Here is a 25,308-nt window from a genome sequence, read left to right as displayed (position 1 = left end):
TAGAAGCCTATGCCATTTTGATCCAGCCCGTGCGAAGAAACCCCGCAAGATATCGTAACGCCATTGCATAAATGCGACATGTCCGAAGCCGTTCTCATAGTCGAAGATGACCCGGTTCAGCGCCGCCTGCTTCAGGCTGCGGTGGAAAGGCTTGGGCATATGCCGCTTCTTGCTGAGAACGGCCGGGAAGCGCTGCGCGTTCTGGAACAGGCGGAAGAGAAACCGCGTACGATCATCCTCGATCTCATCATGCCCGGCATGGGGGGATTGGAAGTGCTTGCCCGCCTGAGGGAAGTGGACAACCAGACACCGGTCATCGTGCAAACCTCCCGGGGCAGCATCGACACCGCTGTCGAAGCCATGCGCGCCGGCGCTTTCGACTTCGTGGTCAAGCCCGCAGCTCCAGCCCGTCTAAGCTCCGCCATCACGAATGCGCTCAGGGTCAGCGCGATGGAAACGCGCCAGCGCAAAACAGAAAAACCCACTGCAGGAGCATCATTCGATACGCTTCCCACGAACAACCCCGCAATGGCGCGGGTTCTGCAATTGGCACAAAAGGCAGCCGCCAGTGACATTCCAGTCCTGATCGAGGGTGAATCCGGCGTCGGCAAGGAGCTGATTGCCCGCGCAATCCAGAATGAAAGCACACGTCGCCGCAAACCATTTGTCACCGTGAATTGCGGTGCAATTCCCGACACGCTGGTTGAAAGCATCCTTTTCGGCCATGAGAAAGGGGCCTTCACGGGAGCCACGGAGAAACGCGCCGGCAAATTTATTGAAGCCGACACCGGAACCCTGTTTCTGGATGAGATCGGAGATCTGCCTCTGGATGTGCAGGTAAAGCTTTTGCGCGCGGTGCAGGAGGGAGAAGTCGACGCGGTCGGTGGCCGAGGCACCCGCAAGGTCGATATCCGGCTTGTCTCCGCCACCAACCAGAACCTTCTCGAACGCGTGAAGGAAGGGAAGTTTCGTGAAGACCTGTTTTATCGTCTGAACGTCTTTCCCATAATGATCCCACCCCTGCGCCAGCGAAAGGAAGATATACCGCTTCTGGTGCAGACCTTCATTGCCCGGTTTGCGGACAACGCCTCTTCCCCTGTGACGGGTATTTCACGCTCCGCTCTGGCACTGCTGGAAAACTACGACTGGCCGGGCAACATCCGGCAGTTGGAGAACGCGGTTTTCCGGGCCACTGTGCTCTGCGAAACGGCCGTGCTGAGTGTCGCCGACTTTCCGCAGATCCAGGCTCAGGTTGAGGGCATCGACCCCTATGAAGCGACCAGTGACACTGCCGTCACAGCCACGCAGAGTGAGGTTTCGTTTCAAGCAGAGCGCGAAGACCGGCAAATCGCGGCGAACCGACCGGGCAATATCACCGTGCTGGACAGCCTGGGCAACGTCCGTTCCCTTGAAGACATCGAGAGAGAGGTCATCCGCTTCGCTCTTGATCACCACAACGGACAGATGAGCGAAACCGCCCGTCGCCTCGGGATAGGACGTTCAACACTGTATCGCAAACTCAAGGAACTCGGGCTCGAAGCATCCGGCCGATCCGGCTGAAGAAACACTGATGCGCGACAGCCACAGTCATACTCTTAACCTCCCGTTTACCCTGCGGTTCGTTGTCGCGCTTTGCCACGATATCGCCACGCTCTTTGCGCATTTGTTATTTAATAAGATGGAATTAACCATTAAATCGAATAATCGTAAGGTGGGAAGCATAGTCCGGGCCGTGTGCTCGGGGGACAAAACACAAGCCTGTAAGGCCACGGATCTTGAGACAAAACGACGTTCACGTTCATGGATGGCGCCGCGCTCCGCTCGCAAGCGTGAGACTGATCGCCGGATTGATGCTCGCAGTTGGCGCACTCCTTGCCGTCGCGCCAGCCGCTCATGCTGAAACGCGAACACTGAAGCTCTACTTCATCCACACCAAGGAGCGCGCCGAGATCACCTACAAGCGCAACGGGCGCTATATCCAGAGTGGTCTCAAACAGGTCAACCGTTTCCTCCGTGACTGGCGGCAGAATGAGCCGACCAACATGGACCCGCAAGTGCTTGATCTCCTCTGGGAGGTTTATCGGGCCTCTGGTGCGCGCGATTATATCCACGTGGTCTCCGCCTACCGTTCCCCCAAGACGAATGCCATGTTGCGCAGCCGTTCGAAGGGTGTTGCCAAGAAGAGCCAGCACATGCTGGGCAAGGCGATCGATTTCTACATTCCCGGCGTAAAGCTATCCAAGCTTCGCAATGCCGCGCTCAAGTTCCAGTCCGGTGGTGTTGGCTATTATCCGCGCTCCGGCTCCCCTTTCATCCACATCGATGTTGGCGGCGTTCGCCACTGGCCCCGCATGAGCCGCAAGCAGCTTCTCGCCGTCTTCCCCAATGGCAACACGCTTCACGTGCCGACCGATGGCAAACCGCTTCCAGGCTACAAGCAGGCCCTGGCCTCTTATGAAGCGCGCAAGCGCAGAGGCAGCACCATTCAGGTTGCGCGCGACAGTGGCAGCGAAAACACCCGCAAGGGCCGCGGCCTTCTCGCCGCCCTTTTCGGTGGCGGCGCAGACGAGGAAGAGGATAACGCCGAGACCACATCCACCGCCGTGGCCGCGCGTCAGCCGGCCGCCCGCGTTCCCACTCCCCCGGCGGCAGCCCCTGCACCACAGGCTGAAACACCGGGTACAATCCTTGCCGCACTGCCTCAGCGCAACGTGCCAACGCCCAGGTCCGCGCCCCGTCCTGACGTTCCGGTCGGTCAGCCGCTGCCCTTTGAGGTCAAGCCTGTAGAGGAAGCTCCCGTAATCGAGGCAGCCCCGCAGGACGAAACGGCAGCCCCAGTTCTCGTGGCGGCGAACATCCCAATCCCCACACGTCGTCCCGACTACACGCCCGAGGCCGTCTCCGACGAGGCGCTGGTTCAGCTCGCCTCGGCCCAGACAGACGCCCCTGAAGCGATTGCCGGAGTTCTGGCCGACGCTGAAGAGGAACGTCAGCCGATCACAACCGCTGCATATCTGCCGGTACCGTCAAACCGCCCGTCGCGGGCCGTCGCAGACGAGTTCACGCTCGCCGCGGTTCCCCAGCCTCGCCCCACCGCAGAACCGGTGGTCACCGCCGATCTGCAGGAGGCAGACACCAGCCAGACACGCGGCCAGCCAGTTTCAGCCTCGCCGCGCCAGGCCCTTCTCGCCCGCGCTGACGAGACAGCACCGACACAGCGTGAGCTCCGGACGCGCAGCACACGAAAATCAGCCAAGCCCGGCCCGGGCGATATCGACCGCTCTGCCCGGCCAGTCGTGGTAGCGGCCACCGAGCGCACCCCCTCCCGTGCACTCAGCCAGAATTCGATGCTGACGGAAGCGGCCAACCCAACCCAGCCACCCGCATTCGACAGCGAGTTCGTCCGTGCGCCCGAAGCCGTCTACACCACCGGCTTCCAGCAGAACATCACGGTTGCCGATGCAACGCGTTTCAGCGGGAAGGCGGTCAATTTCATCTCTATGGCCCGTTTCCGGACCAATTGACCGACAGCGGCAGCAAACAAAAAAGCGGGGCCCGGCCCCGCTTTTTATTTGCCCAGCGTTCAGGTCGTTTTCGCGTCAGGCTTTGAGCCCACTCGCCTCCTTCGCCAGCGCCTCGATCGCCGACCAGTCTCCGGCGTCGATTGCCTTGTCGGGCGCCACCCAGGAGCCTCCCACGCAGATCACGTTCGGCAGCGAAAGATAGTCGTTCACATTCTTCGGAGAGACACCACCGGTAGGGCAGAAACGGATCGAGGCCAAAGGCGACGACAGCGCTTTCAGGAACGAAGCGCCACCCGATTGCTCGGCGGGGAAGAATTTCAGGAGACTGTATCCCTCCTCGCGCGCCGCCATCACCTCGCTCGGCGTTGCTGCGCCTGGCAGAAACGGCACGTCCGACATGGAGGCCGCGTCGAGAAGCTCCTGCGTGATGCCGGGACTCACGATGAACCGCGCGCCCGCAGCCACAGCGTAGGAAAAATCCTTTGCGGTCAGAATGGTGCCAGCACCAACAATGGCCTCCGGCACCTCCTCGCAAACCAGGCGGATCGCATCAATGGCATCCGGCGTGCGCAGCGTGATTTCGATGGCCGGCAGCCCGCCATTGACCAATGCCCTGGCCAGCGGCACCGCATCCGCCAGCCGCTCGATCCTGAGAACGGGGATGACCGGCTGACCTTGCAGGATCCCCAGCAGGACATCATTCTTTTTCTGCATGGCAGCGTTCATGTGCACTCGTCTCCTCAAAACACGTCCGATCCTGGCAAAACCGCAAATTAAAACGGTTCAGCTCAACCATTTTGCGCTCCATGAACACGTTTCCCCTCAAACAGGCAAGCCACAAACGTCAAAAGCCTGCACGCAAACCCCGCCAGATGCGCAACCACAAGCTTCCCAGATACACGCGCAACATGCCAAACGGCATGGCCCGTTTGAGGGCATGGCAGGTCTCTGGCCCGGCCACACCATCAACCAGCAGACCGGCTTGTGCCTGAAAGCGCCTTAAAACCGCATCGGTTTGGCTGCCAAACACGCCATCAACGCTCACGGCGTAGCCGGCAGCGCGTAGCATCCGCTGCAGAGCCTCCACGGCCTCTCCGCGCATGCCTTCCCGCAGCACCGTTGTGGTATCGGAATGCACTGACCTCGCATTGGCATAGGTGCGATATGCACGTGCGAGCTTCTGTGCATACTGGTTTCGCCGATACGCCGGACCATTGTAGCCATGTGCAAATCGCGACCAGTCACGCGCGGTCAACGCCTGTTTCAATCCGGCTTTTTCGATATAGCGCAGCATGAGACGCACCTGGCCGGAAATGCCGGCTCTTGCCTCGGCCACAAGCGCTTCCACATCGGCAAAGCCAAGCCAGCTCCAGTGGGCCCCCATCACCTGCCCCACCCCCCAGGAAACCGATTCATAAGCAGCCTGTCGGTCGATGCCTGCGGCACGTTCGACCAGAGCCCATCGTTCCGCCTGATTCCGCGGATTGGCCACGCCCCCCGCCCTTCGCGAAGACAGGCCAGCAGCGCGCGCCCTCTTGAGTTTTGTTCCCGAAAGCCGGCGGTCGAAATAGTGGCCCTCGAACCGTATGATCGGCTCCAGCCTCCCCCGCACCAGAGCATGGGCCCTGCCTCCACTCTCCACCTGCGCCACCGCGAGAAGCAGCGCCGGATCAATCGCCACCGCTTTCGCCATCCTGGAGACTTCCTCGACCACTGATTTTGAAAACATTGATTTCTCCCATAAATGTTTTCATCAGTATCGCCCGACACAACCATGCGGGGATTAATATCTTAAGAAACAACCCTGGCAATCTGTTCATGTCTTGCTCTAGACAGCGTAAACGCGGCTTCTTCTTGCAAGCCGATCGCGAGAAGCGTAGGAGACCGCGCATGAATTCATCCTCGCCAGACCAGACGTTCCGCGTCGCCGCGCTCTATCGTTTCGCTGCTCTGCCAGATTGTGAGGCCCTGCGACCGAAGCTCGCTGCTTTTTGCGAGAAGAACGGTATTCGCGGCACGCTTCTTCTGGCCGCCGAGGGCATCAACGGCACCGTGGCCGGCAAGCCCGAAGCCATCAAAGCGCTGATCGCCCATCTGGAAACGATCCCTGCCCTCATGGGGATCGAGGTCAAATACAGCACTGCCTCCGAAATGCCCTTCCACCGCATGAAGGTGCGGCTGAAGAAGGAGATCGTCACCATGGGCGTGCCCGAGGTCGATCCCGTCAATCAGGTTGGCACCTATGTGGAGCCGGCCGACTGGAACACGCTGATAGCCGATCCCGACACGCTGGTCGTCGACACCCGCAACGCCTATGAGACCGCCATCGGCACGTTCTCGCGTGCGGTGGACCCGGAAACGGAAACCTTCCGCGACTTTCCCGCCTGGGCCGAACGCAACCTCAACCGCCTCAAGGGCCGCAAGGTCGCCATGTTCTGCACCGGCGGCATTCGCTGTGAGAAAGCCACATCCTACATGAAGCTGATCGGCGTCGATGACGTCTATCACCTCAAGGGCGGCATTCTGAAATATCTGGAAGAGGTTCCGCCCGAAGAGAGCCTGTGGGAGGGGGAGTGCTTCGTGTTCGACGAGCGTGTCTCGGTCCGCCACGGTCTGGAAGAGGGCGACGCCACGCTTTGTCGCGCCTGCCGGCATCCGCTGACGCCGGAGGAGCGTGCCTCTCCACTGTTTCAGGAAGGCATTTCCTGCCCTCATTGCGCCGAAACCCGCACCGAGGCAGACCGCGCCCGCTATGCCGAGCGCCAGCGTCAGGTGGAACTGGCCAAGAAGCGCGGCCAGAGCTTCCCAATCAGCACGCCGTCAGAAAAGCCCTGACCAACACGGATACTCTGGGTTCAAGCTGCCGCAGCTAGATCCTCGAGGATCGCGTCCGCATGGCTCCACAGAATGGCGCTACCCTCGCCTTCGAGCCGGCGCAGCGTGCTGTTGACGAAACGGCCATGCAGAGTCGCGCCGAAGTCCGGCGAGTGCACCGGGCTCGTATCGGCAAGGCCGAACCACAACGCCACCGGACAGGCAATCTCCTCGACCCGGAACGGCCAGGGCTCCATGGCAAGCCGCGTGTCACGGGCATATCCCGCAGCCCCCTGCCGAAACCCGTCGGCCAGCGCTGCACGATAGAGCGGCGCAAACGTCTCGTCTGCATAATAGGCGCGGTCCTGCGGCCCGCTCATCGTCTCGATCATCTGCCACAGCCAGTCGGCGGTCGCGAAGGCTGCAATGTCCGCCTCCAGACGCGCCGGATCGTCCTTTGCAAGCTGCACCATATCGGCAACAGGCTCTGGCAATTGCGCAAAAACCGCCGGCGCAGAAAGCTCATCCTGGCCTGAAACCAGCGCCACGGCCTTCACCACCCCGGCATCCGCCAGCGCCAGCGCAAAAGGCGCGCCCTGCGAAAAGCCCATGGCCAGCGCACTATCTCCACCGAGATACGCCAGCAACGCCGCCACATCCGCGCTCCAGCGCTGAAAGCTTTTGTCCGGGTCCGCGTCAGACGCGCCAAGCCCCGCCCGGTCCACCGCAACAATGCGCAGGCCAAGCCGCTCTGCCGCCGCGCCGCCAAACGGGATCGCGCCTGCCATGCCGGCGCCGGAGCAAAAAATCACGACGCGGCCTGCGGGCGCACCCCATTCATGCCAGCCGAGGCTGCGTCCATCGGGAAGGGTCAGGGTGTGGGAAACGACGTCGGTCACGTGAATGCCTTGCTTTTCAAAATCGGGCTGGAGCCAGTGCCACCGGATGCGCGGAATGTCAAAGCACCATCACACAGACTGACGCAATGCCGCGCCCACACCGGCGCGCGCAAAGCGCTTCAGCGCCGCCTCGTCTGCGCCCGCCCGCGCCTGAACGGCTATGCCGATCAGAAGCGACACCATCAAATGCGCAAGTCCCGCCGTTTCGCCTTCAGGTGCTTCCCGCGCAATCCGCGCCGTAAGCTGCGCTTCGATCCCGCTGATCGTGTCCGCCAGAATGGCGGCGATCTCCTCATCAGCCGGCGCTTCCGCCGTCGCCGTGCAGAAAACGAGACAGCCCGGCGCCGCCCCTTCGCGGTAAAACCCGATCACCGCATCGAAGAAGCGCGTCAGCGCATCCGCAAGCGCCCCTTCACTCTCCAGCGCGGGCGAAACCGCCTCCTTCATGCGTCGGCGATAGTCTTCAAGCGCAGCCAGATACATGGCCTTCTTGTTGCCGAATGCGGCGAAAAGGCTCGGCCGGTTCATGCCCGCCTCGCGCGCGATCTCGTCCAGCGAGGCCGCCGCATAGCCACGCAGGCGAAAGGTTTCCGCAATGGCTATCAGCGCCGCTTCGCGGTCATAGGCCGGTGGACGTCCACGGCGTGAAATCATTTTGTACCATCTTGCATAAAAATCATCTTCGTGCATTTTTATGCGAAACAGTACAAATATCAAGGCACGTCACAATGACCGAACGGATAAGACACCGAAAAGCCCCCATGGGCACACTCGAATGGGGCCAAGGAACCGCCGGAGAGCTGAAGCGAAGCGAGAAGATCCGCCTCGTCGGCAACCTTGCCTTTGTGCAGGTGCGCGCGGCGATCGACGCTCTCCGCCACCGCCTTGGCCTGCTCTCGCCCGCGCCGCTGGAGCTCGATGCGCTACTGCCGGGAAAGACCGCCCTGGTCGAGGATGCACTTCAACTGGCCAGCGAAACCCATGACGATGCGCTGCTGTTTCACAGTTGGCGCACCTATCTTTTTGGCGTGCTCATCGCGTCGCATGAGCGACTGACCTACGATCCATCGCTTTTCTTCGCCGCCGCCATCCTGCACGACATCGGCCTGACCGACGGTCACGAACCCCATCTGTGTTCGCGCTGTTTCGCGCTCAGTGGTGGTGAAAGGGTCCGCGACCATCTTCATGCCAGGGGGCATGGGCCGGTTGCGCAGAAAGTCGGCGACGCCATCGCGCTTCATCTCAATGGATGGGTGTCCGCCCGCGCTCATGGGGCCGAGGCGCATCTCGTCTCACGCGGTGCGGTCTGCGACCTGTTCGGTGCAGGCCGCAGGCGCATCGCGCCCGCAAACCTTGCAGAGGTTCTTCAGCGATTTCCCCGAGACGGCGTGATCGAGGCCCTGCAATTCGAGACGGCGGACCACAAAAAAGGCACGCGCCCCGCCGTCATGACCGGCCTTTCGGGCGGCAAGGCTCCGGCCGAACCGTTCGGCTGAACACCTGAATTGCTGCGCCAGCGTGCAAGTGTCATTGCAATGCCATGAATGCGTTCCTACCTTTTCGCCAGTCAAAGAGCGCAAAAGGCGCGAAACGAGGAGATGCGGATGTTCGATCCAAAGAAGCTGCTGAACGATCTATTGGGCTCGCAAGTACCCGGAACGCAGGGAACCGTGCGTGACAAGGCGGGTCAGGCCGTTCAGCTTGCCAAGGACAATCCGCTTGCAACCGGCGCCATCGCCGCCGTTCTGCTCGGCACCAGCACGGGCCGCTCCGTCACCGGCAGCGCGCTCAAGCTCGGCGGCATCGCCGCCGTGGCCGGCCTCGCCTACAAGGCTTATCAGAACTACCAGTCGGGCAAGGAGCCCGCTGCGGCCGCAAAGGAAGGCGAGCTTCTTCCTCCGCCGGAGGACACGAGCTTCAACCCGGCGCAGGCTCCGCAGGGCGAAGGCGAGTTCGCGCTTGCGCTCGTGCGGGCCATGATCGCCGCGGCCCGCGCCGATGGCCATATCGATGAAGCCGAACGCGGCAAGATTGCTGACAAGCTCAAACTGGCGGGCATAGACGGCGAAGCGGAAGCCTTTCTCTTGCGCGAGCTGGAGCGCCCCGTCGATCTCGATGCGCTGGTCGAGGCCGCACAGACCGACGCTCAGAAAATCGAGCTCTACACGGCGTCGCGCCTCACCATCGAGCCGAAGACCCGCGCCGAGCGCGGCTATCTCGACATGCTTGCCGGTCGCCTGCGCCTGCCCGACCCGCTTGTCGACCACATCGAGGCAACCGTCTCTGAAGCGACCGCCTGACCGCTCCACAACGTCGAGCCCCCTTCTCCCCGCAAACGGGGAGAAGGTGAGGATCAGGGGCATGCGCCTGCTTTCCCGAAATACCCCACGTCACCAAGCTGATCGTCATCCCATCCTCCCTTGACCCCACGGCCACCCCCCTCCTAATATCCGGTTCGGGCAGCGCGTGATGGCTGCCTCTGTCCCAAGGTTCGGGCGGCATCCGGGGCGCGGATGTCCAGACCTGACCACCATGCATTCCCGTTGACCGGCGCGCGACATCCGTCCGCGCCAATGATTTATGGTGGTTCCATGTTAAAACGTGCTTTTGTTAGCCTCGCCCTTGTCACGTCTCTTTCCACCGCAGCCGTCGCCGAAAAGCTCACCGTCTTCGCCGCCGCCAGCATGAAGGACGCCATCGAGCGCGCCGCAGGCGAATATCAGGCGGCTGGCGGCGACGAAGTGGTCGTCTCCTTTGCCTCCAGCTCCGTTCTCGCCCGCCAGATCGAGGCCGGCGCACCTGCGGATGTCTACATCTCCGCAAACACCGACTGGATGGCCTATCTGGTCGAGCGCGATCTGGTCCGCACCGAAAGCGAGACCATCATCGCCGGCAACAATCTCGTCATCGCCGCCGCCGAAGGCACGGAGCCGATGGAAAGCCCTGACACCCTGCTCAATGAACGCTTCGCCATGGGTGATCCCAGCCATGTGCCCGCCGGCAAATATGCCCGCACCGCGCTCGAAAAGCTCGATCTCTGGAAAGACGTCGAGAAGAACGCCGTGTTCGGTGAAAACGTCCGCGTGGCGCTGGAACTTGCCAGCCGTGGCGAGGTGAAAGCCGCCATCGTCTACGGATCGGACCAGAAGGCCGCCGGCGATCTGGTGCGCGCCTATGTCTTCCCGGCAAAAAGCCACGCGCCGATCCTCTACCCGGCCGCCGCCACGAAGGACGGAGCCGAAAGCGCAGAAGCCTTCCTCGCCTTCCTGAAAAGCGAGGCCGGCCGCACGATCTTCACCGATCTCGGTTTTTCCGAAGCTACGGAATAGACTTCCGACATGGGCGAGACCGAACTTTCGATCATACTCCTGTCCGCGAGGGTGGCGTTCATCGCCATCCTCTGCGCGCTCGTTCCGGCCTTTGCGGTGGCCTGGCTTCTGGCCCGCAAGGAGTTTCCCGGCAAGGGCATCGTTCAGGCGCTGGTCACCCTGCCGCTCGTGCTGCCACCGGTCGTCACCGGCTACGGCCTGTTGATCCTGTTCGGCTCCAAAGGGCCGCTTGGCCAGCTCTTTGAAAACCTCTTCGGCATCAGCTTCGCCTTCCGCTGGACTGGTGCAGCACTCGCCGCCGGCGTCATGGCGTTTCCGCTCCTCGTGCGGCCCATCCGCCTGTCGCTTGAAGCCATGGACCGGGGCTTTGGCGAGGCCGCGCGCACGCTCGGCGCATCGCGTCTCACCGTATTCTTCACCGTCACCCTGCCGCTCGCCCTTCCCGGCGTCATTGCCGGCGCCGTGCTGGGCTTCGCCAAAGCGCTTGGCGAATTCGGGGCGACGATCACCTTCGTCTCAAACATTCCCGGCGAAACGCAGACCCTGTCGCTCGCCATCTATGCGCTGCTGCAATCGCCATCGGGCGATGCCGCCGCCCTCCGCCTGATCGCAATCGCTGTCGCGCTGGCGCTCGCCGCCATCGTCGCGTCCGAATATCTCGCTCGCAGGCTCACCGCCGGAGGACGCGCATGACCGCCCTATACGTCGATATAAAGGGCCGCGCCGGCAGTTTTGAAATCGAAACCGCCTTTCAGGCCGGCGCAGGCGTCACGGCGCTCTTCGGGCCTTCCGGCGCAGGCAAATCGACCCTGCTCAAGATGATAGCCGGCACGGCCCGCCCGCAGTCGGGGCGCATTGTGGCTGGCGGGCGCACGCTGTTCGATTCGGCCACGGGCACGAACCTCCCGCCGGAAAAACGTGGTATCGGCTTCATCTTTCAGGATGCGCGCCTCTTCCCGCACCTGTCGGTGCGCAGAAACTTGACCTATGCCCGCTGGGCAGGCCGCCGTCCGGCATCCCGCGCCTTCGATGAAGTGGTGGCCCTCCTTGGCCTTGAAGACCGTCTCGACGCTGCACCCGCCACGCTTTCAGGCGGTGAGCGCCAGCGCGTCGCCATCGGCCGGGCGCTGCTTGCCGCCCCTGCTCTGCTTCTCATGGATGAGCCGCTGTCCTCTCTCGACAAGGCGCGGCGCAACGAGATCCTGCCCTATCTGGAAACGATCCGCACCGAGGCCGGCATACCCATCCTCTATGTGAGCCACGAAACCTCCGAGGTCGCGCGTCTGGCCGACACGGTCGTGCTGATCGAAAACGGACGCGTTTCCGACAGCGGCCCCGCCGCCGCCATCCTTGCCCGCCTTGGCCTTGCCGCCGGCAGCGATCCCGACGAGGCGGGCGTCATCCTCGAAGGCCACATCATGGATGTCGACTCCGCCTATCACACCGCTGTCATCGCGCTTGGTGACGACCGCATCGAACTGACCGGAAACGGCTTCGCGCCCGGCATGACCGTGCGGCTGCGCGTGCGGGCGGGCGAGGTCGCCATCGCCAATGCGCCCCATGACGGGCTGTCGATCCGCAACCAGCTTCCCGCAATGGTCGAGGAAATCCGCCACGACGGTGCCTTTGCCATGGTGGCGCTGGCCCTCGGCAGGCAGAGACTGCTCGCACGCATCACCGCAAAGTCGGCAGATCAACTCTCGCTCCAACCCGGCGCGCGCGTCTACGCGTTGCTCAAGGCCGTGTCTGTCGAGATGGCGAGACTTGGTCCACTCCCCACCTGAGCGGTCTCCCCCCCTTCACCCGCGCAACTTTCTCTTGCATCCCATTCGGCCCGATGAAAACATGCCAACCGGGATCCTTTAACAGGGCGTCATAATGCGGCGGTAGAGACCGCAAAGAGCCATTCGGGAGAAGTCACCATGAACAGATCGATCTTCAGAAAACGCCTCGCCATTGCATCGCTCACCGCATCGGCACTGACGCTGAGCGCCGGCGCGGCCTTTGCCGATTACACGCTCAACATTCTCCACATGAACGACTGGCACAGTCGCATCGAGCCGATCAACAAATACGATTCCACCTGCTCACCGGAAGACGATGCCGAGGGCAAGTGCTTCGGCGGCGCTGCCCGCCTCGTCACGGCCGTCGCCGAGTCCCGCAAGGCGCTTGAAGGCGAAAACGTCCTGTTTCTCAATGCCGGCGACAATTTTCAGGGCTCGCTGTTCTACACCACCTACAAGGGTGCGGCCGAAGCCGAGTTCCTCAACCTGATGAAAACCGACGCCATGGTGGTCGGTAACCACGAATTCGACGATGGCGAGGACGGTCTGGCCACCTTCCTCGACAAGGCCGAATTCCCCGTGCTTGGCTCCAACGTCAAGGCAAAGGAAGCCTCCGCGTTGGGTGACCGGGTGAAGGAGTATCTGCTGCTCGATGTGGGCGGCGAGAAGATCGCCATCGTCGGTGCTGTTGCCAACGATACCGCCGAGCTTTCCTCGCCTGGCGAAAACGTCTCGATCATTGAAGATGTGGCGGGCATCACCGCAGCCGTCGAGGCGGCCACCGCCGAAGGCGCGAACAAGGTCATCGCGCTCACCCATGTGGGCTACCCGCGCGACCTCGAGGCCATTGCGAAGATCCCCGGCGTAGACGTGGTCGTCGGTGGCCACTCAAACACGCTCCTGTCCAACACGATCGAAGGTGCCGAAGGCCCCTACCCGACCATGGTCGACAATCCCGACGGCCATCAGGTACCCGTGGTACAGGCCGCGTCCTATTCCAAATATCTCGGCGAACTGAAGCTCACCTTCAACGATGACGGCGTCGTCACCGCCGCCACTGGCGACGTCAAGCTGATCGACGCTTCCGTTGCCAAGGACGAGGCGGTCGTCGCCCGCGTCAAGGAACTGGCCGGCCCCATCGAGGAACTGAAAAACAAGATCGTGGCTGAAACGTCAGCCGCAGTCGACGGCAGCCGCGAAACCTGCCGCGCCGGCGAATGCGAGATGGGCAATCTCGTGACCGATGCCATGGTCGCGCGCGCAAGCGATCAGGGTGTCCAGTTCGCCATCACCAATGGCGGCGGCCCTGCGCGCCTCCATCGACGCGGGCGAAGTCACCATGGGTGAAGTGCTCGGTGTCCTGCCATTCCAGAACACGCTTGCCACCTTCCAGTTAAAAGGAGCAGACGTCGTCGCTTCGCTGGAAAGCGGCGTCAGCCAGATCGAGGAAGGTGCCGGCCGTTTCCCTCAGGTGTCCGGCCTGCGTTACAGCTTCGATCCGTCCGTCGCGCCCGGTGAAGGCCGCATCAAGTCCGTCGAGGTAAAGGACGGCGACGGCTGGAAAGCGATTGACCCGGATGCGACCTATACAGTTGCCTCCAACAATTTCATGCGCAATGGCGGCGATGGCTACCGGCTCTTCGCAGAGAACGCCGAAAACGCCTATGATTACGGCCCGGGGCTTGAACAGGTTCTTGCCGATTATCTGGCCGAAAACAGCCCCTATACGCCAGCCATTGACGGCCGCATCACGAAAATCGATGCGAACGTTGCAGGAGCGGAGACCGAGGCCACAACCCCTGACCTGCCAGAGATGTCGAAAACGATTGTCAGCGAGGCACCAAAAGCGGTTGAAGAGACCGTTGAAAAGGCAGGCGAAGCAGTCGAGAGCATGACTGAAGGCGCGAAGGAAGTGGCGGAAGAGGCTGTTGAAGAAGCCGGCGAAGCCATGGAGAAGATGACCGAAACCGCCGACAATACCGCGAAAGAGGCCGGCGAAGCCATGGAAGGCGAGAAGAAAACCCACACCGTTGCACGCGGTGACACGCTTTGGGAGATCGCCCGCACACATTATGGCGACCCGGCGAAATGGCAGGCCATCGCGAAAGCCAACCCGCAGATCAATCCCAACCGGATCGACGTCGGCATGGAACTTAACCTGCCACCGGCAAACTGAGCGGTCGCTTCCAGAGCTTCCCGGAGCCTCGCCACCCGGCGGGGCTCTTTTTTTCGCCCCTGCGGCCACACGCTCCATTGAAAAGCGGCCCGGCTTCGCTAGCTTCCCCTGCATGATCGGAGCCAAAGCATGAATCTCCCCACCAAAATCGACCCCAAGGCGGCGAAGGCCATCGGCCCGCTGCCCGCAGAGCACCCACCTGTCCGCGTTGGCAAGGTAGGCGTTCTACTTGTGAACCTCGGCACGCCAGACGGAACCGACTACGCGCCGATGCGGCGATATCTGAAGGAATTCCTGTCAGATCCTCGCGTTATCGAGTGGCCGAAAGCGATCTGGTATCCAATCCTCCACGGGATCGTTCTCAACACGCGCCCAAAGAAGTCCGGCGCAGCTTACGCGGAAATCTGGAACAACGACCGCAATGAATCGCCACTGCGCACCTTTACCCGCTCCCAGGGCGAAAAACTTGCCGAGGCGCTGTCCGGGCACGAGCATGTGATTGTCGACTGGGCCATGCGCTATGGCCAGCCCTCCATCGAAACGGTGACCAAAAGCCTGATGGAACGCGGCTGCGACCGGATCGTCATGTTCCCGCTCTACCCGCAATATTCCGCCACCACCACGGCGACGGTGAATGACAAGTTCTTCGAAGCGCTCATGAAGATGCGTTTCCAGCCGGCCATCCGCACCGTGCCCTCCTATCAGGATGAGCCCGTCTATATCGAGGCGCTGGCCCGCTCCATTGAAAAACACCTTGAAAGCGTCGATTTCGAGCCGGAAGTTGTCATCGCCTCCTATCATGGCATCCCCCAAAGCTACTTCAGGCGTGGCGATCCCTATCACTGCCACTGCCAGAAAACGACACGCCTCCTGCGCGAGCGCCTCGGCTGGGACGAGAAGAAACTCATGACCTGCTTTCAGTCTCGCTTCGGACCGGAGGAATGGCTCCAGCCCTACACCGACAAGACCGTCGAAAAGCTCGCAAAGGAAGGCGTCCAATCCATCGCCGTGTTCAATCCGGGCTTCGTGTCCGACTGTCTGGAAACGCTTGAAGAGATCGCGGGAGAAGCCGGAGAGATCTTTCATGAGGCCGGCGGCAGGAATTTCACCCACATTCCCTGTCTCAACGATACCGAAGAAGGCATGGCGGTCATCGAGACAATGGTGCGCCGCGAGCTTGCCGGCTGGGTGTAAACCCAACCTTGCCATCCACGCGTCACATTCTCTGCGATACATGAGCCGCAGCGTCCGTAAACGGAGCCTGCCTGCAATTAATGTCTTCACAATGTGAGGCACAACCCTACAGTGCGTCTCGCGATTCAATGCAAGCCCCTCCGGGGCTGTTTCAGGAGCCGATAATGCCCTTCTCCGGTTTTGACATTCTCATCCCAGCCCTGGTCGTCCTCGTTGTCCTGCTGCTTTTTGCAGGCATCAAGACGGTTCCTCAGGGTTTCAACTACACGGTGGAGCGCTTTGGTCGCTATACGAAGACGCTGACTCCCGGGCTCAATCTCATCGTCCCCTTCATCGACCGCGTTGGCGCGAAGATGAACATGATGGAGCAGGTGCTCGACGTCCCGACACAGGAAGTCATCACCCGCGACAATGCCATCGTCGCGGTAGATGGTGTCGCTTTCTATCAGGTGCTTACCGCCGCTGAGGCCGCCTATCAGGTTTCGGGACTTGAGAATGCGATCCTCAATCTGACCATGACAAACATTCGCTCCGTCATGGGCTCCATGGACCTCGATGAACTCCTGTCCAACCGCGATGCGATCAACGAGAAGCTTCTGCGCATCGTCGATGACGCAGCCAGCCCATGGGGCATCAAGATGACGCGTGTCGAGATCAAGGACATCAACCCGCCAGCCAACCTTGTGGAATCGATGGCGCGCCAGATGATGGCCGAGCGCAACAAGCGCGCGCAGATCCTTGAGGCCGAGGGCCTGAAGCAGGCAGAAATTCTGGAAGCCGAAGGGCGCAAGGAAGCCGCCTTCCGCGACGCAGAAGCGCGCGAGCGCGCTGCCGAAGCGGAAGCCCGCGCCACCCAGGTCGTCTCAGAAGCCATCGCCGCTGGCGACGTTCAGGCCGTGAACTATTTCGTCGCGCAAAAATACACCGAAGCGCTGGCCACCATCGGCTCCTCCAACAACAACAAGATTGTCCTCATGCCATTCGAGGCGTCCTCGCTCATCGGCTCTCTCGGCGGCATTGGCTCGATCGCGCGCGAACTCTTCAATGAAGGCGGAGCGCCACAGGCTTCTTCGAAACGGGTTTCATCGGCTCGCCCGCCCCGCACCGGGTCGTCGCAGGAGTAGCATCATGATCGAGCATGTCGTCGCGGAACTCGGTCCCTGGAACTGGATGCTGCTCGGCTTTGTGCTGCTTGCAGCCGAAATCCTCGTGCCCGGCGTCTTTCTCCTCTGGATCGGGATTGCCGCAATCCTGACCGGCGCGCTTTCACTGCAGTTATGGGACCTTGCGGCATGGAGCTGGCAGGTTCAGGTCCTGGTGTTTCTGGCGCTGTCTCTGATCTCGGCCTATGCGGGAAAGCGCCTCATGGACGCCCGCCGCGACGAAGAGACAGACCAGCCGCTTCTTAATCGGCGTACCGAACAGCTCATCGGACGAACCGCGACGCTCGAAGAAGCAATCGAAAACGGTTTCGGCCGCATCCGCCTTGACGATACATTGTGGCGTGTCGCCGGCCCCGAACTACCGGCAGGAACCCGGGTCAGGGTCGTGTCGGTCGACACTGGCACCCTGCGTGTCGAGGCGATCTGACAAACTGGCCAGCCTGACAGATCAGGCCGGCCCGCATCAGCAGTCGGCTTGCATTCAGGCAGCACCGATCCGTAGCAGGTCGTGGAGGTGCACGACGCCGCAGGGTTTACCGTCTTCGACCACCATCAATGTGGTGATGGCCGACGAATTCACGATCTGCAAGGCGCTTTCCGCCAGCGTATCCGGCCCGATCGTTTTGGGATCGCGGGTCATTACCTGATCCACCGTCATGGAAAGCAGCTCGCTATCGATGTGGCGGCGCAAGTCACCATCGGTGATGATCCCGGTCAACGCACCGTCCGCGTCGGTAATCCCGACACAGCCGAACCCCTTCTGGGTCATTTCCAGGATGGCTTCGCGCATCAGAGCGCCACTTCTGGCAAGCGGCAGTTCGCTTCCCGAATGCATGATCTGGCGCACCTGGGTCAGCTTGGCACCAAGCTGACCGCCGGGATGGAAGGTGCGGAAATGATCAGCCGTGAAGCCACGCGCTTCAAGCAAGGCCACGGCCAGAGCATCGCCGATGACCAGTTGCAGAACCGTCGATGTGGTGGGCGCGAGCCCATGTGGGCAGGCTTCGGGCGCACGCGGCAATCCGAGAACGACCGTCGCTTCCTTCGCAAGAGCTGAAGAGGCCCCCGCAGTGATGGCGATCAGCGGTATGGCAAAGCGCCGCGCATAGGCAACAATGCCGTGCAATTCGGAGGTTTCGCCAGACCATGACATGGCCAGAATCACGTCGTCATTGCCGATCATCCCGAGATCGCCGTGATTGGCTTCTGCCGGATGCACGAAGAACGCCGGCGTCCCCGTGGATGCAAGCGTTGCTGCGATCTTGGAGCCGATATGGCCGCTCTTTCCGACACCTGTCACGATCAGTCGGCCCCTGATCCCGGAGATGATGCGCACGGCCTCCGCGAAAGGTTCGGCAAGGCCATTGTCGAGGGCTTCTGCCAGTTCCTTGAGGCCGGCACGTTCCGTCTCGAGTGTGCGAACGGCAGAAGCAACTACGCTTTTGCGGTCGATGTTCATGGAAGTATCCTTCAGCATGGCACTGCCATTACCGCCTCGGCCACCGACTGTCCATCGAGTTTGTCCAGACTACGGTGTGCATACACGAAGATCGACACCGAACCGGTGTTCAACCTTCCGTTAACCATAGAGCTTTACGTTTCACTAAGTTTGTCAATGGCGCGTCTCGGTAGTCTGGAATCGTATGCCTCGTCCCGGTATCATAGTCGGTGGTCAAGTCCGTTACTGGCGCGGGTCTGCCGCACTGGGTCTGTGTCTTTCCCTTTTGGTCTGCGGGGCTGCATCTGCTCAGGACACGCTTGGATTGCGGGGCCTGGTCTCTGAAGAGGACATCACGGGCTCGGTGGAACGCGAGAGCGGCGCTGACGACACCGCAGTAGCAGTAGCAGAAGCGGAAGCAGGACTGCCGGTTCCACGCTATGAACCCGTGACGCAGAGAGGCAGCGAAACGGACCAGGCGGAAAGCAGCGGAGCTTCGCGCGCCTCTTCCCGTTCTCCGTCCACCGCTGTTGCGCGCGAACGTGCCCGCGAAATGCGGAATAGCCCGTCCTCGCCTGATGAGCCCGGTGCGTCAGATGGGCTGACGACAGGTGGAATCCAAGAGGAAGAGCCTGGAGACCTTTTCGACCGGTCAGAACGCGCAGCGGCGCTCAACCCGCGCACCGGCGCGGTGGAAGGTGATTTCCAGACATCCGATGAAAAAACCCACGCTCCTGTCGGCCTGCGGTTTGGCACGTTCATCGTATCACCCACGCTGGAACAGGGCATGACATGGACCTCCAACGCCAGTTCCAGTGCCGGCGGCGGCGAAGCAATGATCTCTGAATCCACGCTCCGGCTGAACGCGACCTCCGACTGGGCCCGGCACGCCGCAACGCTGGAAGCATACGGCACCTGGCGCAAATCGGTTTCGGGCGAGGAGACGGATGATCTTGAAGGTGGCGTCGATGGGGCCTTGCGCCTGGACCTGTCCGATGACTATACGGCACTCGCGAGCCTTGGCTATTCGATAAGCCCCGAGGCCGCCTCATCTCCCGTTATCATCGCTAATGTCGCAGACCGCCCAGTGCGCCATGCCATTGATGGCAGCCTCGGGCTGTCAAAGGATCTGGGCAGGCTACGCCTGAGTGCAACAGGCTCTGTCTCACGCCAACACTATGGCGACGCAACACTTGTGAATGGCAGCACCCTTTCCCAGGAGGAGCGCAACTCCACCCTTGCGACCCTGCGTCTGCGTACCGGTTACGCAATTTCGCCAGCGCTCACGCCTTTCATAGAAGGCGAAATTGGCCGGCGCTTCTACGACGAGAAGCAGGACAGCGCAGGCTATGAGCGCTCTGCCAACCGCCTTGCTGCACGTGCTGGCCTGATGGTGGACATCGAAGAGAAACTTTCGGGTGAGGTCTCCGTTGGCTGGATCGCCGAAGACATCGACGACGACCTGCTCGACGCCGTTTCCGGGCTTGCTCTCGCAGCCTCGCTCAACTGGTCACCACAACGTGGCACAAATGTGCGCCTCGACGGTTCAACCAGCATCGAGGGCACAACAGATGCGGGCGACAGCGGATCCATCCTTTATGCGGGAACCCTGCGGCTTGAACGACAGGTAAGGGCCAATCTCACAGCCGAGGCCGCCATTGGCCTTTCCTGGCGCGACTATATGAGCGGGGAACACGATCTGACGATGAATGGCGAGGCCGGCATGACCTGGTGGCTGAACCGGACGCTGGGACTGACCGGCAGAACGCGTTACGAAAAGCGCACAAGCAGCCGTCCTGACCGGGAATATGATGCCACGAGCGTCTTTCTGGGCATCAGAATGCAGCGCTGAATCACGTTTTCGGAAATTTCGCTGCGAATTCTCGAAAACACCGGATAACGGCGCCATTTCGGTTGAAACGACGCCGTTTTCCAGAATTTCAGCTTCGGTCTGAACTGGCTAACGCCTGCAGCACATGCTTGCGCAGCTCCGGTCGTTCGAGGGCAAAGGCGAGGTTGGCCTCGACGAACCCCTCTGGTGATCCGCAATCGAACGTTCGACCGGTAAAATGATACCCGTGGAAGGGCTGCTGCCCCATCAGCGTCAGCATTGAATCGGTGAGCTGGATCTCACCGCCGGCCCCCCGCTCCTGATTTGCAAGCAGATCGAAAATCGCCGGCTGAAGAATGTAGCGACCATTGATGTAAAAGTTCGACGGTGCTTCCTCGGGCCTGGGTTTCTCCACCATCCCATTGATCTCAAAACCACCGGCGACATCGGCGCCGCGCCCGACGATACCGTATTTATGGGTCTGGGAAGGCTCGCACTCTTCGACCGAAACCACATTGCCGCCCGTCTTCTCGAACAGCTCCACCATCTGTGTCAGACAGCCCTTCGGCGCCTGCATGATCATGTCGGGAAGAAGAAGAGCAAAGGGTTCATTGCCGACCAGCTCACGCGCACACCACACCGCATGGCCGAGACCGAGTGGCTCCTGCTGACGGGTGAAACTGGTCTGTCCCGGTGCCGGCTGCATGCCATGCAGACGCTCCAGCACCTCATTCTTGCCTCTCCGCTCCAGTGTGTCGTACAATTCGACCTGGATGTCGAAGTGATCCTCGATGACTGCCTTGTTGCGTCCGGTTACGAAGATGAAATGCTCGATACCGGCTTCGCGTGCCTCGTCGACCACGTACTGAATCACCGGTTTGTCGACGACCGTCAGCATTTCCTTCGGCACCGCCTTGGTTGCCGGCAGGAACCGGGTTCCAAGACCGGCGACCGGAAATACCGCTTTGCGAAGTTTCGTCATGAGAAATTGCCCCTCGGAACATTACTGGGATGGAACAAGGCGCTTCCATATCAACGCCGGATTGATGTTTCCTGAATGAATACGCGTAAATCGTGACGGAACCTCTCGATAGAGATTAACAGCATGGTAAACGTTTTTCTAACCGGGACCTGCGATGAATAGGTCGGACTACCTGTAACGGAGATCGTGATGTTGTTCCGCTTGCCCCCCCAAAAGCGCGTCGCGACTTTGGTCGCCTCTCTTTTGGTTGCCTTTATGTTTTCCCTGCAGCCTGCCAGTGCAGATGCAGGGTTTCAGCGCTGGATCCAGCAATTCCGCGCAGTAGCGGTCAAGAATGGCGTGTCGGGGGCCGCCTATGACCGAGCCTTCCGCGGCATTACCGCGCCAGATCCCGAAGTGCTTGAGAAAGCACGCTACCAGCCCGAGTTCCGCGCAGAGCCCTGGGAATATTTTGACAATCGCGTGCAGGAAGACGCGATCCAGCGCGGCCGCCAGCTCGCCCGCCAGTGGAAGCCCTGGCTCGATCGGATCGAGGCTCAATTCGGTGTCAGCCGCTACGTTTTGCTCGCCATCTGGTCGATCGAATCGGGCTATGGAGAAGTGCTCAAAAACGACCGCATCATGCGTAGCGTTCCGCGTTCGCTCGCCACGCTCGCCTATGCCGACAAGCGACGCGCGAAATTCGCACGCCAACAGCTCATTGCGGCATTGAAGATTCTCCAGAGCGGCGACATCGATGTCGGCCACCTTACCGGTTCCTGGGCCGGAGCGATGGGCCACACCCAGTTCATTCCCACAAGCTATCAGGCCTATGCGGTCGACATGGATGGCGACGGACGCCGTGACATCTGGTCCTCAATCCCCGATGCACTGGCAACGGCGGCGAATCTGCTGCGCCGCAACGGATGGCGCACGGGGGAAACCTGGGGCTACGAGACCGCAGCCCTGCCCGGCGGCCGCAAATTCCCCGGTGGCAAGATGGCGCTGAGCCGCTGGCAATCCATCGGGGTTGTCCGCGCCAATGGAAAACCCTTTCCGCGTCCCGGCGACAGCGCCGAGTTGAAAGTGCCCGATGGGCGCGAAGGACCGGTCTTTCTTGTCACCAAGAATTTTCAGGTCATCAAGCGCTACAACAACTCCGACAAATACGCACTGGCCGTCGGGCTCCTTGCCGATGAAATCGCCGGCTATGGAGGACTGGTACGCGACTGGAACCGGCCTTTCGAGCGGCTGAGTTATCAGGAGACGGAAGAACTGCAGAAGCGCCTGGGGGCTCTGGGCTATTATGACGGGCCAATTGATGGCAAGATCGGTTCGGGTTCGCGCGCTGCCATACGTGCGTTCCAGGCGCGCAGTGGCTTGAAGCAGGACGGCCACCCCGGCAAGGAAGTGCTTCGTCGCCTGCGAGGAAATTAACTGAAATCAGCGGACGGAAGGCATGAAGCTCATACGGGCGATCATATCCGGCAACAATGGCAGGCGCATTGCGCTTGCCATTGTTGCGTTCGCTCTGGTGCTGCCGGCCAATACGGCTTTCATCTCTTCCGCGTCCGCGCAGGACGATCGCCGTCGACAGCAGGGGCTGTTCGATCTTCTTTTCGGTGGAGGCCTGCGCCAACGCCAGCCCGAACGCCCCGCGGTCAAAAAACGCTCCGCTCCCCGCGAAAGAAAAACAATCAAGCGGCGCTCTCGGGATCGCTCTCCCGCGAGGCAGCCTCCCCCACCACCGCCCGAAGCAGAAAAGCTGGAGAATGCCCGCGTCGTCCTTGTGGTGGGTGACTTTCTGGCAGGCGGCCTAGCCGAGGGTCTGAGCAGTGCCTACGCGGAATCGCCCGGTGTTCGCATCGTCAACCGAAGCAACGGATCTTCGGGTTTCGTTCGAGACGACTACTACGACTGGAACGGCCAGATCGCGGGCATCATCGAAGAGGTCTCACCCACAGTGGTTGTGGTGATGATCGGTTCGAACGACCGCCAGCAGCTCGTGGTCAACGGGCGTCGCGAATCCTCCCGGACGGAAGCCTGGGTGAGGGAATACACGCAACGCGTTGAAACCTTCGCTTCAGCCATTCGGAAGAATGACGTCCCTGTGATCTGGACCGGCCTCCCCTCCTTCAAATCACCCAGAATGTCTTCCGACATGTTGGCGTTCAACGACATCTACAAATCGACCGTAGAGTCCATCGGCGGCGAATTCGTGGATATCTGGGACGGTTTCGTGGACGAAAATGGCGGTTTTATCTCCACGGGTCCTGACATGAACGGTCAGCCGGTGCGCCTGCGCGGCAGCGACGGGATCAATCTCACCCGGGCCGGCAAACGGAAAGTGGCCTTCTACGTGGAGAAACCGCTAAACAAGCTTCTGGGTGAGGCAGTCTCACCCGATATCGGTGAACTGGGCATGGAAAACCTTCCAAAACTGGTTCTTCATCCTGAGAACCCTGAACCCGTCAACAGGACCATTCCAATTTCTCTTTCCGACCCCGCACTGGATGGCGGCAGAGAATTGATGGGAGCGGAGGTCAAGCCCATCGCACGGCAGGAGCTTGAAGGGGAAGGGCCCGGCCTCAGCGCACCACCCGGTCGTGCAGACAATTTCTCCCTGCGCACAGACGCAACTCCGAAAAACAAAACGTCGCCCAGCCCTCCGGCCCAGGCGACGCCCTAATTTTAATATGCGCTGAGAACACTCAGCGCGGCAGGACGGAACTTCCCATGAGGAATTCGTCAATCGCCCGTGCCGCCTGACGCCCTTCGCGGATCGCCCAGACAACCAGCGACTGTCCACGGCGGACATCGCCTGCGGCAAAAAGCCGATCGACGGTGGTCTTGTAGTCGCGGTCATTGGCATTGACATTGACCGAGTTGCGGCGGTCGACATCGGTTTTCAGTCGCTCCCCGAACTCCGACAGAACACCCGTCTCCGCCGGGCCAGAGAAGCCGATGGCAATGAAGGCGAGGTCGGCGCGGATCACAAATTCCGTGCCGGCAATGGGCTTGCGCTTCTCATCCACCTGGCAGCACTTCACGCCGGTCAGAACGCCATCCTCGCCGATGAATTCGAGCGTTGCGACCTGAAATTCGCGCTCCGCACCTTCGGCCTGTGAAGAGGAGGTGCGCATCTTGGTCGCCCAGTAGGGCCACACGGCAAGCTTGTCTTCCTTTTCCGGCGGGCGTGGACGAATGTCCAGCTGGGTGACACGCACCGCGCCCTGACGAAATGACGTGCCCACGCAGTCGGACGCGGTATCGCCGCCACCGACGACCACCACATGCTTGCCAGCGGCCAGAATGGGATCCGCCGCCCAGGCAACGGACTGGATGTCCTCGCCGCCCACACGCCGGTTCTGCTGAACGAGATAGGGCATTGCGTCGTGCACGCCTTCAAGATCGGCACCGGGAATGCCGGCCGGGCGCGGACGCTCCGAACCGCCGCAGTAAAGAACGGCATCATATTCGGAAAGCAGGTCCTCAACCGGCTTGTCGACACCGACATTCACGCCGCAATGGAAGGTAACGCCCTCGCCCTGCATCTGCTCGACCCGGCGGTCGATATAATGCTTCTCGATCTTGAAATCGGGGATGCCATAGCGCATCAGGCCGCCCGGCTTGCTCTCGCGCTCGTAGACATGAACCTGATGGCCTGCGCGGCCGAGCTGCTGGGCCGCCGCCATACCTGCCGGACCGGAGCCAATGATGGCCACGGTCTTGCCGGTCTTGTGCTCGGGCGGATAGGGCCGCACATACCCTGACTCATAGGCCTTGTCGGCAATGGCCTGCTCCACCGTCTTGATGGCGACGGGAATGTCCTCGAGATTGAGCGTGCAGGCTTCCTCGCAGGGTGCAGGACAGATGCGCCCAGTCCATTCGGGGAAATTATTGGTGGAATGCAGGTTGCGGATCGCCTCTTCCCAGTCGCCATTGTAGACGAGATCATTCCAGTCCGGGATCTGGTTGTGAACCGGGCAGCCTGTTGGCCCATGACAATAGGGAATGCCGCAATCCATGCAGCGCGCGGCCTGTTTCTCGACTTCCTTGTCCGACATGGGCAGCGTGAATTCGCGGAAATGGCGAATGCGATCGGATGCCGGCTGATACTTGTGGACCTGCCGGTCGATTTCGAGAAAACCTGTAACCTTACCCATCGAGCAAACCTCGTAATTCTATCGCTTCA

The 25,308-nt window shown here is 61.2% G+C and carries 21 protein-coding genes and 1 pseudogene; 15 read left to right on the top strand and 7 right to left on the bottom strand.

Going from position 1 to position 25,308, the window contains the following annotated elements; all coding sequences use genetic code 11:
* Window positions 1-78: 78 nt before the first annotated feature.
* Both AB2N04_RS07720 and AB2N04_RS07715 read left to right on the top strand, forming a co-directional pair.
* The gene (locus AB2N04_RS07720; RefSeq protein WP_367718105.1) at window positions 79-1,560 is read left to right on the top strand and encodes a sigma-54-dependent transcriptional regulator; all 1,482 of its coding nucleotides are present in this window, start codon (window positions 79-81) and stop codon (window positions 1,558-1,560) included.
* A gap of 215 nt (window positions 1,561-1,775) precedes the next feature.
* Window positions 1,776-3,524, top strand: coding sequence for a DUF882 domain-containing protein (locus AB2N04_RS07715; protein WP_367718104.1), 1,749 nt, complete (start codon window positions 1,776-1,778; stop codon window positions 3,522-3,524).
* A gap of 75 nt (window positions 3,525-3,599) precedes the next feature.
* Here AB2N04_RS07715 and AB2N04_RS07710 read toward each other — a convergent pair whose 3' ends face one another.
* Window positions 3,600-4,238, bottom strand: coding sequence for a 2-dehydro-3-deoxy-phosphogluconate aldolase (locus AB2N04_RS07710; protein ID WP_367718764.1), 639 nt, complete (start codon window positions 4,236-4,238; stop codon window positions 3,600-3,602).
* A 130-nt stretch (window positions 4,239-4,368) separates the two neighbouring features.
* Entirely contained in the window at window positions 4,369-5,253 is an 885-nt protein-coding gene (locus tag AB2N04_RS07705; protein ID WP_367718102.1) for an N-acetylmuramidase domain-containing protein, read from the bottom strand.
* A gap of 161 nt (window positions 5,254-5,414) precedes the next feature.
* On the opposite strand from AB2N04_RS07705, the gene AB2N04_RS07700 reads away from it, so the two are divergent.
* The gene (locus tag AB2N04_RS07700) at window positions 5,415-6,359 is read left to right on the top strand and encodes a rhodanese-related sulfurtransferase (RefSeq protein ID WP_367718100.1); all 945 of its coding nucleotides are present in this window, start codon (window positions 5,415-5,417) and stop codon (window positions 6,357-6,359) included.
* Window positions 6,360-6,379: 20 nt separating this feature from the next.
* Here the strand turns inward: AB2N04_RS07700 and AB2N04_RS07695 are convergent, their stop codons facing one another.
* Together AB2N04_RS07695 and AB2N04_RS07690 are read right to left on the bottom strand one after the other, a co-directional pair.
* Window positions 6,380-7,237, bottom strand: a complete 858-nt coding sequence (locus tag AB2N04_RS07695; protein ID WP_367718099.1) for an alpha/beta fold hydrolase — start codon at window positions 7,235-7,237, stop codon at window positions 6,380-6,382.
* A 69-nt stretch (window positions 7,238-7,306) separates the two neighbouring features.
* On the bottom strand, window positions 7,307-7,891 hold the full coding sequence (locus AB2N04_RS07690; RefSeq protein ID WP_367718097.1) for a TetR/AcrR family transcriptional regulator: 585 nt from the start codon (window positions 7,889-7,891) through the stop codon (window positions 7,307-7,309).
* Between the two features lie 107 nt (window positions 7,892-7,998).
* Here AB2N04_RS07690 and AB2N04_RS07685 point away from each other — a divergent pair, with 107 nt between their 5' ends.
* From AB2N04_RS07685 to AB2N04_RS07645, 9 genes and pseudogenes are all read left to right on the top strand, one after another.
* Window positions 7,999-8,733 (top strand): HD domain-containing protein, encoded by a 735-nt coding sequence (locus AB2N04_RS07685; protein WP_367718095.1) that lies wholly within the window; start codon window positions 7,999-8,001, stop codon window positions 8,731-8,733.
* 108 nt (window positions 8,734-8,841) lie between these two features.
* Complete coding sequence (locus AB2N04_RS07680; RefSeq protein WP_367718093.1) at window positions 8,842-9,537, top strand: tellurite resistance TerB family protein; 696 nt, start codon at window positions 8,842-8,844, stop codon at window positions 9,535-9,537.
* 291 nt (window positions 9,538-9,828) lie between these two features.
* The gene (gene modA / locus AB2N04_RS07675) at window positions 9,829-10,566 is read left to right on the top strand and encodes a molybdate ABC transporter substrate-binding protein (protein WP_367718091.1); all 738 of its coding nucleotides are present in this window, start codon (window positions 9,829-9,831) and stop codon (window positions 10,564-10,566) included.
* Between the two features lie 9 nt (window positions 10,567-10,575).
* The gene (gene modB, locus AB2N04_RS07670) at window positions 10,576-11,259 is read left to right on the top strand and encodes a molybdate ABC transporter permease subunit (RefSeq protein WP_367718089.1); all 684 of its coding nucleotides are present in this window, start codon (window positions 10,576-10,578) and stop codon (window positions 11,257-11,259) included.
* Window positions 11,256-12,350 (top strand): molybdenum ABC transporter ATP-binding protein, encoded by a 1,095-nt coding sequence (gene modC, locus AB2N04_RS07665; RefSeq protein WP_367718088.1) that lies wholly within the window; start codon window positions 11,256-11,258, stop codon window positions 12,348-12,350. Before modB ends, modC begins: the two co-directional genes overlap by 4 nt.
* A gap of 138 nt (window positions 12,351-12,488) precedes the next feature.
* Window positions 12,489-14,526: pseudogene (locus tag AB2N04_RS07660) on the top strand (5'-nucleotidase C-terminal domain-containing protein).
* A 129-nt stretch (window positions 14,527-14,655) separates the two neighbouring features.
* Window positions 14,656-15,720 (top strand): ferrochelatase, encoded by a 1,065-nt coding sequence (hemH, locus tag AB2N04_RS07655; RefSeq protein ID WP_367718086.1) that lies wholly within the window; start codon window positions 14,656-14,658, stop codon window positions 15,718-15,720.
* A 164-nt stretch (window positions 15,721-15,884) separates the two neighbouring features.
* Window positions 15,885-16,844: an SPFH domain-containing protein gene (locus AB2N04_RS07650; protein WP_367718084.1), complete on the top strand. Its 960-nt coding sequence runs from the start codon at window positions 15,885-15,887 to the stop codon at window positions 16,842-16,844.
* 4 nt (window positions 16,845-16,848) lie between these two features.
* Window positions 16,849-17,310, top strand: coding sequence for an NfeD family protein (locus AB2N04_RS07645; protein ID WP_367718082.1), 462 nt, complete (start codon window positions 16,849-16,851; stop codon window positions 17,308-17,310).
* Window positions 17,311-17,364: 54 nt separating this feature from the next.
* Here AB2N04_RS07645 and AB2N04_RS07640 read toward each other — a convergent pair whose 3' ends face one another.
* Window positions 17,365-18,360, bottom strand: coding sequence for an SIS domain-containing protein (locus tag AB2N04_RS07640; RefSeq protein ID WP_367718080.1), 996 nt, complete (start codon window positions 18,358-18,360; stop codon window positions 17,365-17,367).
* Between the two features lie 166 nt (window positions 18,361-18,526).
* On the opposite strand from AB2N04_RS07640, the gene AB2N04_RS07635 reads away from it, so the two are divergent.
* Window positions 18,527-20,173, top strand: coding sequence for an outer membrane beta-barrel protein (locus AB2N04_RS07635; protein ID WP_367718078.1), 1,647 nt, complete (start codon window positions 18,527-18,529; stop codon window positions 20,171-20,173).
* Window positions 20,174-20,261: 88 nt separating this feature from the next.
* On the opposite strand, the gene galU is transcribed toward AB2N04_RS07635, so the two are convergent.
* Window positions 20,262-21,134, bottom strand: coding sequence for a UTP--glucose-1-phosphate uridylyltransferase GalU (gene galU, locus AB2N04_RS07630; protein ID WP_367718076.1), 873 nt, complete (start codon window positions 21,132-21,134; stop codon window positions 20,262-20,264).
* Window positions 21,135-21,389: 255 nt separating this feature from the next.
* Here galU and AB2N04_RS07625 point away from each other — a divergent pair, with 255 nt between their 5' ends.
* Together AB2N04_RS07625 and AB2N04_RS07620 are read left to right on the top strand one after the other, a co-directional pair.
* The gene (locus AB2N04_RS07625; RefSeq protein WP_367718074.1) at window positions 21,390-22,550 is read left to right on the top strand and encodes a lytic murein transglycosylase; all 1,161 of its coding nucleotides are present in this window, start codon (window positions 21,390-21,392) and stop codon (window positions 22,548-22,550) included.
* Window positions 22,551-22,572: 22 nt separating this feature from the next.
* Window positions 22,573-23,802, top strand: a complete 1,230-nt coding sequence (locus AB2N04_RS07620) for a DUF459 domain-containing protein (protein WP_367718072.1) — start codon at window positions 22,573-22,575, stop codon at window positions 23,800-23,802.
* Between the two features lie 22 nt (window positions 23,803-23,824).
* Here the strand turns inward: AB2N04_RS07620 and AB2N04_RS07615 are convergent, their stop codons facing one another.
* Window positions 23,825-25,279 (bottom strand): glutamate synthase subunit beta, encoded by a 1,455-nt coding sequence (locus AB2N04_RS07615; RefSeq protein ID WP_367718070.1) that lies wholly within the window; start codon window positions 25,277-25,279, stop codon window positions 23,825-23,827.
* Window positions 25,280-25,308: the final 29 nt, after the last annotated feature.

This window comes from Nitratireductor sp. GISD-1A_MAKvit (assembly GCF_040819555.1).
Taxonomy (GTDB): Bacteria; Pseudomonadota; Alphaproteobacteria; order Rhizobiales; family Rhizobiaceae; genus Nitratireductor.
This window is presented reverse-complemented; position numbering and strand designations above follow the sequence as displayed.